Annotated in this window: 9 protein-coding genes; 2 read left to right on the top strand and 7 right to left on the bottom strand. The window is 71.7% G+C overall.

Annotated features, from left to right (window positions below):
* Positions 1–37: 37 nt before the first annotated feature.
* From ACJ73U_RS38725 to ACJ73U_RS38695, 7 genes are all read right to left on the bottom strand, one after another.
* The gene (locus ACJ73U_RS38725; RefSeq protein ID WP_407782750.1) at positions 38–1,774 is read right to left on the bottom strand and encodes a serine/threonine protein kinase; all 1,737 of its coding nucleotides are present in this window, start codon (positions 1,772–1,774) and stop codon (positions 38–40) included.
* Positions 1,771–2,979, bottom strand: coding sequence for a hypothetical protein (locus ACJ73U_RS38720; protein ID WP_407782749.1), 1,209 nt, complete (start codon positions 2,977–2,979; stop codon positions 1,771–1,773). The genes ACJ73U_RS38725 and ACJ73U_RS38720 overlap by 4 nt, the downstream gene beginning before the upstream one ends.
* Before the next feature lie 6 nt (positions 2,980–2,985).
* Positions 2,986–3,960: a glutamate ABC transporter substrate-binding protein gene (locus ACJ73U_RS38715; protein ID WP_407782748.1), complete on the bottom strand. Its 975-nt coding sequence runs from the start codon at positions 3,958–3,960 to the stop codon at positions 2,986–2,988.
* The gene (locus ACJ73U_RS38710; RefSeq protein WP_407782747.1) at positions 3,957–5,288 is read right to left on the bottom strand and encodes a hypothetical protein; all 1,332 of its coding nucleotides are present in this window, start codon (positions 5,286–5,288) and stop codon (positions 3,957–3,959) included. The genes ACJ73U_RS38715 and ACJ73U_RS38710 overlap by 4 nt, the downstream gene beginning before the upstream one ends.
* Before the next feature lie 309 nt (positions 5,289–5,597).
* Positions 5,598–6,218, bottom strand: coding sequence for a maleylpyruvate isomerase N-terminal domain-containing protein (locus ACJ73U_RS38705; RefSeq protein WP_407782746.1), 621 nt, complete (start codon positions 6,216–6,218; stop codon positions 5,598–5,600).
* Positions 6,219–6,231: 13 nt separating this feature from the next.
* Entirely contained in the window at positions 6,232–6,888 is a 657-nt protein-coding gene (locus tag ACJ73U_RS38700; protein WP_407782745.1) for a response regulator, read from the bottom strand.
* Positions 6,885–8,027, bottom strand: a complete 1,143-nt coding sequence (locus ACJ73U_RS38695) for a sensor histidine kinase (protein WP_407782744.1) — start codon at positions 8,025–8,027, stop codon at positions 6,885–6,887. The genes ACJ73U_RS38700 and ACJ73U_RS38695 overlap by 4 nt, the downstream gene beginning before the upstream one ends.
* A 106-nt stretch (positions 8,028–8,133) precedes the next feature.
* On the opposite strand from ACJ73U_RS38695, the gene ACJ73U_RS38690 reads away from it, so the two are divergent.
* Together ACJ73U_RS38690 and ACJ73U_RS38685 are read left to right on the top strand one after the other, a co-directional pair.
* A complete protein-coding gene (locus ACJ73U_RS38690; protein ID WP_407782743.1) occupies positions 8,134–8,910 on the top strand; it encodes an ABC transporter ATP-binding protein in 777 nt (258 codons plus the stop codon).
* On the top strand, positions 8,910–10,978 hold a 2,069-nt coding region (locus ACJ73U_RS38685), incomplete at its 3' end, for an FtsX-like permease family protein (protein ID WP_407782742.1). The genes ACJ73U_RS38690 and ACJ73U_RS38685, both read left to right, overlap by 1 nt.

Raw genomic sequence — 10,978 nt, 5'->3', positions numbered from 1 at the left:
CACCCAAATACAAAAACACTATAACCATAAACTACAATCATAACAACACCCGCTCCGGGGTGAACTCCGCGGACGGGCCGGGCCGGGGCTGCAGGTCGTCGGCGGCCAGCACCTCGCGCAGCACGCCGGTCAGCTGGTCCTTCATCTCCTCGGCGGAGGTGAAGCGCGCGGCCGGCTCGCCCGCGGTCGCCCGCAGCAGGAACCGGTAGAACGAGTCGTACCGGCCCAGGAGCGGCTCCTCGGCCGGGTTCGGCAGCCGGTCGACGTAGTCGCGCTGGAAGTCGAACGGGAACGCCATCACCGCGAGCGTGCGGCCGATCGTGTACAGGTCGGAGGAGATCGACGGGCCCACGGCCGCGATCTCCGGCGCCTGGTAGCCGATCGTGCCGTAGACCGCGCTGTCCTCGTCGTCCATGTGCCGGACGGCGCCGAGGTCGATCAGCTTCAGCTGCTCCTCGGTCTGGATCACGTTGTCCGGCTTGAAGTCGCAGAACAGCAGGTTCAGCGTGTGCAGGTAGCCGATGGGCGGCAGCATCTCCAGCACGTAGGCGATCGCGCGGGCCAGCGGCAGGCACGCCCGCGGACCCGCCACGGCCCGGATCTCCTTGAGCATCTCTTTGATGGACTGACCCCCGACGTACTCCATCACGATGTAGCCGACCATCGTGCCGGTTTTCTTGTCGGGGTGCTGCACGAAGTTGTGGATCTTGACGATGTTGGGGTGCTCGACCTCGGCGAGGAACCGGCGCTCCGCGACGGCGGCGGCCATCGCGTCCGCGTCGCCGGTGTCGAGCAGGCCCTTGAGCACGACCCAGCGGTCGGCGACGGCCCGGTCGAGCGCGAGGTAGACCCAGCCGAGGCCACCGTGCGCGAGGCAGCCCAGCACCTCGTACTGGTCGTGCAGGATCTCGCCGGGGGACAGCTTGGGGGAGAAGGAGAAGTGTTGGCGGCAGGCCGTGCAGAAGCCCTCGGCCCGCCCGGGCCTCCCGTTGCGGCTGCGGCCGACCTCCTCGCCGCAGTTGCTGCAGAAGCGCTTGTTTTCGGGGACCTTCGGGTCGGCGAGGACGGCGCTCTTCGGGTCGCGGTAGGGGACGCGGGGCACCTCCACCAGGCCGGCGCCGAGCAGGCCGCGGCTTGAGGACCGCGCGGAGCCGCGGCGGGAGCCGCTGGTGACGGCACCCGTTGAAGCGGTCCAGCCGGTCGAGACCGAGCCGGTGCGGACGCTGCCCGTGCGGGTGCTGCCCGGGTCGTGCTCGTGGTCGTGCTCGTGGTCATTGTCCGGGGAGGCGCCGCCGCTGGGGCCGAAGTCGGCGGGTGTGACGGGGGTGCCCGCGGGCTTGGTGCCTGCGGGCGCTGCCAGGCCGCAGGTGTCGCAGAAGCCGTCCTCGTCGAGTGTGCCGTCGCAGTCGGGGCGGGGACAGGACACCCCGAGGAGCGAGGCGGGGGTCGGCGGTGGGGGTGGGGTGGAGGTGGCCGGCGTGGGTGAGTTCGCCGAGGTCGCCGAGGTCGGTGAGTTCGGCGAACCGCCGCGCGTGCCCACCGGCGTCGTGCGAGCACTCGCGGTGCCGCCGTTCGCGGCCGCCGACGTGGTGCCGCCGCTGGCGGCTGTCGTCGTGGCCGCGCCGCCACGGGCCGCCGAGCCGCTGGCCGATGTACTGCTGGCCGCCGTGCTGCTGGTCGCGGTCACCGTCGCCGGGGCCTCGAGGCCGCAGGTGTCGCAGAAGCGGTCCTCGTCGAGGGCGCCGCCGCACCCCGGTCGGGGGCAGTCGGTCATGGAGTCCCCTCCTCACGGGTTCTGTCCTGGATCGCCTGGCGGTAGCGGTTCAACGCGCGGGTCGCCGCCGGTAGGTCGCACGGCGAGGTGAACAGGATCTCGTGTGCCTCGTCGTGCAGCCGGGACAGGTCCGCGTCCTCCGCGTGTCCCAGCCGTGCCGCCTTCACCTGGTAGGCCTCCAACCGGCCACGCAGTTCCGCGCGGCGGTCGAGCAGGCCCGAGATGGCTCGCTGTGCCGTCCGCGCCGCCTCGAGCGTGCTCGCCGCGAACCGGTCCAGCTCGTCGGCCTCCCGCGCCAGCGTCGCCCACCCCGCGGTGTCCATCCGCGCGCGGAGCCGCCGCAGGCGGCCACGCACCGCCGCCGAGCCCTGGCCCGTCGGCTCCGGCAGGCCGGGCGACGCGATCTTCTGCAGCACGGCCGTGTACGTCTGCCGCGCCATCGCCTCGGCAGCCTCGACCTCGGACAGCTCGGACTCCAGTGCCGCGAGCCGGGAGGAGAACTCGTCGCGAACCCTGGCCAGCTCCGCGAGCCGGGTCTCCAGCTCGGTCAGCCGGCGCTCGATCTCCGGCAGCACGTCGGTGGCCCGCGCGGTCAGCACGTCGGTGAGCACCAGCTCCCGCGCCTTCTCCAGGTCCCGCCGCAGGCTGGCGAAGTCACCCTCGCCGATCGACTCCGCGAGCACCGACACCGCGTGCACCCGCCGGTCGATCGGGTCGAGCCGGCCGATCGCCGCCGACCACGCGGACTCGGCGGCCGCGAGCACGGCGGTGACCGTGTCGAACGCCTGCCGCATCCGGCTCAACAGCTCGGCCATCGTGATCCGCTCGCTGACCTGCGCCGCGCCGGTCAGCCCACGCCGCTCGATCGGCACGGCCGCGGAGTCCAGCTCCACGACCGGGCCGTTCAGGATGTGGGTCAGCTCCTCGATCTCCTCGGCGCCCGGCCTCGACCGCCGGGCGCGGACCTCACGGGCGCGGGCGACCAGGTCCCGGTAGCTCGCGTACTGCTCCCACAGGGTCGCCATCGCGGCGGACGCCTCGGCCCACCGCTTCGCCGTCAGGCCGGTGAGCGCCGTGTCCCGCAGCAGCCGGTGCCCGGGGTGGGCGTCCATCTCCACGAGCGACTCGGCGATCCGCTCGCTGTCGGCCTCGACCCGAGCGAGCTCGCGGTCGATCTCGTCCCGGCTCAGCACGACCCCGTCCATCGGCGTTCAGTCCCGGAACTCGGCGACCGGCGGCGCGGCCGGCTCCTGGAGCAGCGGCTGGAGCCATTTGTCGTAGTACGCGGTCCACCTGCCGTCGGCCTTGATCTGCTCGAGCACCGAGTTCACGAACTGGACGAACTCCTTGTGGTTCTTCGGGATGGCGATACCGTACGGCTCGTCGGCGAGCGAGCCGGGAGCCACCATGATGGACGGGTCCTGGGCGGCGAGTCCGGCGAGGATCGTGTCGTCGGTGGAGATCGCGTCGACCTGGTGCTGCTGCAGCATCACCAGACAGTCGGTCCAGCCGGCGACCTGCATGCCGATCGGCTTGGGGTCGACGTCGAGGTTGACGATCCGCGCGAGCGACGTGGACTGCTCCGTCCCGCACACCTTCTTGCCGGCCAACCAGTCCGTGCCCGTGTACTTGGCGTCGTCGCGCACGAGGACCCGTTGGTGGGCCAGGTAGAAGATCGTCGAGAAGTCCACCTTCCGCCACCGGTCGCAGTTCGCGGTCATGGAGTGCACGACGAGGTCGACGTCGCCGTGCTGGACCGCCGGGATGCGCTGGGCCGAGGTGAGCACGACCAGCTGGATCTTGTTCTCGTCACCCAGGATGGCCTTGGCGAGCTGGTGGGCGATGTCGAGTGCGAACCCCTCGATCTGGCCGGTCTTCGAGTCGCGGTAGGCGAACCGGTAGGTGTTCTGGTCGACGCCGACGATCAGCCTGCCCCGCTGGTGGATCGCCGCCATCATCGACCCGGCCGGGAACTGGCCCGGGGCGGGCGGCGGGCCGTCCGGCCGGTAGCTCCTGGTCGGCTGGCAGCTCTCGTCCGCGGACGCCGCCGCCGTCGCGGTGACCTCGGTGGCTCCCGCCGGCAGGGGCTCCACGACCGTGGGGTCATGGGTGTCGACCGGCGCGGGGGCCGCCGAGCACCCCGCGGCGACGAGTACGACGGCGAGTACGAGCGTGACGGCCTTCATCGGTACTCCTTGAGCCGTTGCCAGATCCCCGTCGCCGCGCCCGCCGCGGTCACCAGCGCCAGCAGGATCACCCCGACGACCAGGCCCGTCAGCGCGCCGGACGCCTGCGAGACCTCCTGGTCGAAGGCGGCGGTGGTCTGCCCGATCGCGTCGTTCAACGCCTGGTCGACCCTGTCGAACCCGGCGGACGCGGGACCCAGCGTCACCTCGACCGCGCCGGGGAAGTCACCCTTGTCGTCCGCGGCACGGATCTTGACGTGCTCGCGGTGCCAGGCGATCTCCTGGTCGATCGCGGTCTGCACGTCGGCACGGACGTCCTCGTCGGTGGCGAGTTCACGCGCCTCGGGCAGCTCCTGGGTGGCGAGGTCCTTGCGCGTCGCCTTGTAGTTGTCCTCGAACTCGGCGCCGGTGCCCCTGGCGACGAGCGCGAGGGTCTCGTCGCCCCGCGCGGCGAGCACGTTGATCCTGGCCGCCGCCAGCACCTTCGTCTGGTCCGAGCCGTGCTCGTGGCTCGCCTGCACCTTCGCCATCACGCCGAGTGACGCCGCCAGCACCCACACCACCGACGCCAGCGCGGCGACCGTGGCCACGGCGAGCCCGACGTTGATCCGCCTGCGGGTGCGCTGCCGCACGAACCGCTGCGCGTGGACGAGCAGGACCAGCGTGCCGAGCCCGAGCAGCACCTCGACCGCGAGCGCCAGCCACGACGCCGCCGTGTCCTGGTCGTCGGCGACGCCCTGGGTCTCCGTGTCGTACAGGACGCGGGCGGCCGGCAGCAGCTTCTCCCGCATCAGGGTGGACGCCTCGCGCTGGTAGGCGGCGCCGACCGGGTTGCCCTGGAGGTTGTTGTTCCGCGCGGTCTCGACGACTTCCGTGTAGACCAACAGGTGGCTGGACAGGATCGCGAGCGGGCTGTCCGGGTCGGCGAGGTCGGCCGGCTCCCCCGCGGCCAAGGCGATGGCGAGCGCGTGCTCGGCCTCCGCGATGTCCTTCTCGTACCGGTACCGCACCGCCGGCCGGTCCGCGCCACCCTCGAGGAACGCGCCGTTCGTGGTCGCGTCCGCGTCCGACAGCGAACGGTACAGGTCCTGGGCGGCCACGGAGAGTGGTCCGCTGCGGGCGGAGAGGTTGTCGAGCGCCTGGGCACGCGTCTGCACGCTGATCGCGGTGACCACGCCGACCAGCACGCTGACCAGCACGAGCGCCAGGGTGAGCAGGATCAGCACACCCGGCGTCGTCCTCGACAGCGCACGCAGCTCGGCGACCCGACGCGACTGGTCACCAGCCGGGTCGATCCGTACTGGTGGTGGGACCGTGGGAGCACTCATGACCGGGTCCCCCGAGGAGTGATCGTCACCGAACTGAACCTTTCGCACCGTCCCCCGACGTGATCGCCAGCGTAACCGGCGACCAGCGGTAACCGAGGCGCATTCGCGTGAAACTGCGTCCGGCTTGACAACAGTTGCGTGTACCTCCGCTGTCATCACTAGTCCATTGGTGGGCCGAACTGCTCGATACGGCCCTGACGGAGTACCGCGAGCCGCCGCGGCGCTGGTCGTCGCCACACATTCTCGACGAGTCGCCCTACCGGGACGAGGGGAACGTTACGGTGCCAACTCCGCTGGAAGGAGCCCTGCTCAGGCCTGCGACAGAGGGGCGCTGTGCCAACGCCACTCCGTTCGGTGCGCACGGTCGGGGAGGTCGTGACGACCGGTGGCCCACAGCAGGGTGAGCCAGGGGTCGTCGGCCGGCGTGACGTCCGGGAACAGGCGGGCCAGTACCCGCGCGCACAGGTCGGCGGGCGGCTGCCACGGGACGCCGAGGCCTGCCGCGATGTCGTGCGTGTGCACCAGCACCTCCAGGCTCCCCATCGCGGCGAAACCCTCAGGATCGCCCTCGCCGAAGATGTGGTAGGCGCGGGCCTGCGGCGCGGCGGTGCGGACCACCGCGGTCAGCAGCGCGCCGCAGGCCTCGAGGACTTGCAGCAACCCGTCCGGTCCGGCCTCGCGCCTGGCGGTGATCGTCAGCGCGGGGCCGCCCTCCCGTCGCGGACCGTAGCCGAACGGCACCTCACGCGGGGAGGCGCAGCAGCCGATCTGGGTCGCGTAGAAGAACAGGTCGTCGGCGACGTGCTCGACCGTCTCCCAGCACGTCCACTCCAGGGTCCCGGCCGGCACGTCCCACTTGTCGGGCGCACCCGTCAGCGCCTCGATCGCGAGGCGGACGGACAGGTCGACGTCCTGCGCGGTTACCGGCACGCCGTGAAACCTATCAACCGGGACGGACGAGGCCGGACTCGTACGCGGCGATCACCAGTTGCGCCCGGTCCCGTGCGGCCAGCTTGCTGAGCAGCCGCCCGATGTGGGTCTTCACCGTCGCCATGCCCAGGTGCAGGTGGGCGGCGATCTCGGCGTTCGACCGGCCGCGGGCGATCAACAGCAGCACCTCCCGCTCCCGGTCGGTGACCCCGTCCAGCGTGACCGGCGGGGCCGGCGTCTCGGGGCGGCGCGTGAACTCCGCGATCAGCCGCCGCGTGATCGAGGGCGCCAGCAGGGCCTCGCCGGCCGCCACGACCTCGATCGCGGCCAGCAGGTCCGCGGGCGGCGTGTCCTTCAACAGGAAGCCGCTCGCGCCGGCCCGCAGTGCCGCGTAGACGTACTCGTCGAGGTCGAACGTCGTCAGGATCAGCACCCGCACGCCGGCCGCGGCGGGGTCGCCGCAGATCCGCTCGGTCGCCTCGATGCCGTCCAACCCCGGCATCCGCACGTCCATCAGCACGACGTCCGGCCGCTCACGCACCGCGACCGCGACCGCCTCCTTCCCGTTCGCGGCCTCACCGACCGCGGTCAGTCCCGGGGCGCTCTCCACGAGCATGCGGAAACTGCCCCGCACCAGTGCCTGGTCGTCGGCCACCAGCACCCTGATCACCGCGGCAGCACCGCCGCCACCCGCCAACCCCCTTCGGCTCTCGGCCCGGCCGCGAACGTCCCGCCGTACATCGCCACCCGCTCCCGCATGCCGATCAGCCCGTGACCGCCCGACCCCTGCTCCGCCTTCGGACCGTCGTTGACCACCTCCACCCGCACCGCCTCGTCACACACCGCCACGGTGATGCCGCACCGGCTCGGTGCCGCGTGCCGCACGACGTTGGTCAGCGCCTCCTGCACGATCCGGTACACCGACAGGCCCACGCCCTCCGAAACCCCGGCCGTGTCGTCGAGGGACAGCTGGGCCGTCACGCCCGCGGACCGCGCCCGCTCGACCAGTGCCGGGATGCCCGCCGGACCGGGTGCCGGGGCGCGCTCCGCACCGTCCACCTCGGACCGCAGCACGCCGAGCAGGTGTCGCATCTCGGCGAGCGAGCCGCGGCTGGTCGCCTCGATCACCCGTAACGCCTCGCGTGCCTCGGCCGGCCGTTGCTCGGCGACGTGGTTGGCCACGCCCGCCTTCACCGCGATCAGGCTCATGCTGTGCGCCACGATGTCGTGCAGCTCGCGAGCGATCCGCAGCCGCTCCTGCGCCACCGCCTGCTCGGCCTGCCGGGCCGCGGACTCCTCCGCGTGCCGCCGCCGCTCCCGCGCCGCGAGCCCGAGCGTCCACGCGATCGCCAGCACCAGGAACACGAAGGTCATCGCGGAAAGGCTGTCCACCCACGGATCGGTCTTCGCGCCGACCACCCGGCGGCCGAGCAGCACCACCAGGTGCGCGCCGACGGCGGCGCCGAGCGCGGGCAGCGACCGCCGCAGTGGACAGGTGCTCGCCACCAGGTACAGCGGGACCCCGACCGCGGTCACGGGCGCGCCCATCGCCACCACCGGGATCACCCCGGACACCAGGGCGGCGACCGACGCGCACAGGCTGACCGCCAGGGAGGTCAGCGGCATCCACCGCCGAACGGCGACGGGTCCGGTGATGAGCACGGCGACCACCACGGACACCCAGGCCGGCTCGGTGATGCCTCCCGGCGTCTGCGCGTCCATCGCCGCGTAGGTCACGAGGGCCAGCAGCGTCAACGCCGCGATGATGTCGACGGAGACGAGGTAGGTCCTGCGGGTGGCGGAGAGCACGAGTCGACGGTAGCGGGCGCCGGCGCGCGGCGCGTCCCACCACGGGTGGACCCGTTCCGGCCTTTGCCCGACCGTGGTGGGACACGGAAATCCAGACCCTGGTCCGATGTGGACCCGACCCGTTTCCGGGACCGTTGACGGCGTGCAAACGAACCCAGCCGCACGTGCTCGAGCACTCACCAAGGTCTACGGCACGGGAGATTCCCGTGTCGTCGCGCTCGACCACGTCGACGTCGACTTCCACTCCGGCCGCTTCACCGCGATCATGGGCCCGTCGGGTTCCGGCAAGTCCACGCTCATGCACTGCGTCGCCGGCCTCGACGAACCGACCGGCGGTGCGGTGTTCCTCGGTGACGTCGAGCTGTCGGGGATGAGCGACAACCAGCTGACCGCCTTGCGGCGCGACCGCGTCGGGTTCGTGTTCCAGGCGTTCAACCTGTTACCGACGCTGACCGCGTGGGAGAACATCACGCTGCCGCTCGACCTGGCCGGCCGCGCACCCGACCGCGAGCTGGCGACGACGATCATCGAGGCGGTCGGGCTGGGGGACCGGCTGCACCACCGGCCGAGCCAGCTCTCCGGCGGCCAGCAACAGCGGGTGGCCTGTGCCCGCGCACTGATCACGCGCCCGGACGTGGTGTTCGCCGACGAGCCGACCGGCGCCCTCGACTCGGCGGCGTCCGCGCAGCTGCTCCGCCTGCTGCGCACGAGCGTCGACGACCTCGGCCAGACCGTCGTGATGGTGACGCACGAACCGGCGGCCGCGGCGTACGCCGACCGCGTGCTGTTCCTGGCCGACGGACGCCTGGTCGACGAGCTGGCGGCGCCGACCGCGGACCGCGTGCTCGACCGCGTGAAGAGCCTGGAGCGGGTGAGGGTCTGATGCTGCGTGCGATGGTGCGGGATCTGCGTGCCCACAAGGGCCGGATCGCCATGACACTGGTCGCGATCGTGCTCGGTGTGGCGTTCGTGGTCGCCACGTGGGTGCTGTCCGACTCGACGGCCGCGTCGCTCACGAGCGGAAGCCAACGATCCACTGTGGACGTGGTGGTGCAGGGCCCGCCCCAGGAGGCCGTCCTCACCGACGAGGACCTGGACCGCCTGCGGGCAGTGCCCGGCGTCCGGCGGGCAACCGGCGTGCGGGCCGGTCGAGCGTCCCTGGTGGGCGCCAACGGCAAGATCATCCCGGGCGCACACGACCACGCGGGCACCGGCTGGGACACCACGGGCCGGTTCACCGATCTCAGCGGCAGACCCCCGGCCGCCGCCGACGAGGTCGCCCTGTCCCGAGCGGCGGCCGACAGCGCGAACCTGCGCCTGGGCTCCCGCGCCCGCCTGATCCTGGCCGACGGCCGCGAGTTCCGCGGCCGCGTGGTCGGCCTGTTCACCTACGGGACGCTCGGCGAGGAGACCGCCCCCACGGTGGCGTTCGCCCCGACGGCGGCACGGCGGCTTCTCGGCGGCACCTACGACCGGATCGAGCTACGGGGCACCAACCTGAAGTCCCGCGTCCGGGCGACGCTGACCGATCCCAGGCTCGCCGTACGGACGGGCGCGGAACTGGCGGCCGAGGCCCGTGCGGAGGCGGCCTCCGCCGCGGAGTCCACCCGCGAGTCACTGCTGGCCTTCGCGGCGGTCGCACTGCTGGTGGGCATGTTCGTCATAGCCAACACGTTCACGATGCTGGTCACACAGAGAGTCCGACAGTTCGCGTTGCTGCGCGCGGTGGGGGCGACCAGACGCCAGGTCCGCCGCGCGGTGGTGCTGGAGGCCGCCGCCCTCGGCTTCGTGGGCGCGACGATCGGCGCGGCAGCGGGCATCGCCCTGGGCCTGCTGGGCATGTGGGCATTCACGCCCGACGGCGAGCAGGTGACGTACGCCGTGTCCCCAGGGGGAATCCTGGTGGGCTACGCGGTGGGCATCGGCGTGACGGTGGTGGCGGCCTACGGCTCGGCCCGCCGAGCGGCGGCGGTCCCGCCGGTGGCGGCACTACGGACGGACGTGACCCCGCAGCGCCGCACCACGGTGGTACGCACCACCGCCGGCGCCGTACTGCTGACGGGCGGAGTGGTGGCGGTGGCGCTGACCGCCGGCGTCAATCTGAGCACCACGGAGCGCGTCAGCTGCATGGCCGCGGGTGTGGTCGCCTGGCTCGGCGTACTACTGCTGGCACCGGTGTTCGCCCATGCCCTGCTCACCCCACTGTCACGATTACTGGCCCGGCGAGGCGGTCCGGTAGTCCGCCTGGCAACCCGCAACGCGATCCGCGACCCCCGCCGCACAGCCGCGACGTCGTCGGCACTGTTGGTGGGCTTGGCGCTGGTGTGCGCGTTCGCGACGCTGGGGGAGACCATGGTGTCATCCCTGGGCGCCGCCGTGCGCGACATGGTCCCGCCGACAGCAACGATCCTGCGCTCAGCATCCGGAGCGGATCCACTGGGCACGGACGTACTGGACCGAGTCCGCGAAACTCCCGGCGTGACAGGCGTGGCAGCCGACAGGTACACACTGGTCACGGTGACACACAAGGGAGGAACGTCCTCGTCATCGATCTCGGCAACAGAACCAACAGGCTTCGGAAAGGTCCTCACCCCGAAGATCGTCAAAGGCACCCCCGACCTGACCCGCGGCGTGGTGATGGACACCAACGAAGCAGCCATGATGGGCGTCAACCTGGGCGACGACCTGTCAATAAACCTGCCGAACAGCCGACCCATCCACCAACGAATCACCGGCATGATCAACACAGTCGAGGGCCAACCCCTGATCTACCTGAACGTGGCCAAGGCCCCACCATGGCTCCGCCAGAACGTGACCGCGATCTACGCGACGGGCCCCACCCCAACCACCGTCCGCAAAACGTTGACCGAGGAGTTCACCAACCGCCCAGACGTCCTGGTAACAGACCGAGAAGCCGTAATAGCCTCCGAAACCACCAACTTCCAACTGAT

The organism is Actinophytocola sp. (assembly GCF_045807065.1).
In the GTDB taxonomy this organism is placed as follows: Bacteria; Actinomycetota; Actinomycetes; order Mycobacteriales; family Pseudonocardiaceae; genus Actinophytocola.
The sequence above is the reverse complement of the archived record's forward strand: the minus strand, read 5'-3'. Positions and strand labels throughout refer to the sequence as shown.

Bases quoted from the DNA above. Each gene is read 5' to 3' on its own strand.
- ACJ73U_RS38725 (WP_407782750.1), bottom strand. From the start codon at position 1,774: ATGACCGACTGCCCCCGACCGGGGTGCGGCGGCGCCCTCGACGAGGAC.
- ACJ73U_RS38720 (WP_407782749.1), bottom strand. From the start codon at position 2,979: ATGGACGGGGTCGTGCTGAGCCGGGACGAGATCGACCGCGAGCTCGCT.
- ACJ73U_RS38715 (WP_407782748.1), bottom strand. From the start codon at position 3,960: ATGAAGGCCGTCACGCTCGTACTCGCCGTCGTACTCGTCGCCGCGGGG.
- ACJ73U_RS38710 (WP_407782747.1), bottom strand. From the start codon at position 5,288: ATGAGTGCTCCCACGGTCCCACCACCAGTACGGATCGACCCGGCTGGT.
- ACJ73U_RS38690 (WP_407782743.1), top strand. From the start codon at position 8,134: ATGTGGACCCGACCCGTTTCCGGGACCGTTGACGGCGTGCAAACGAAC.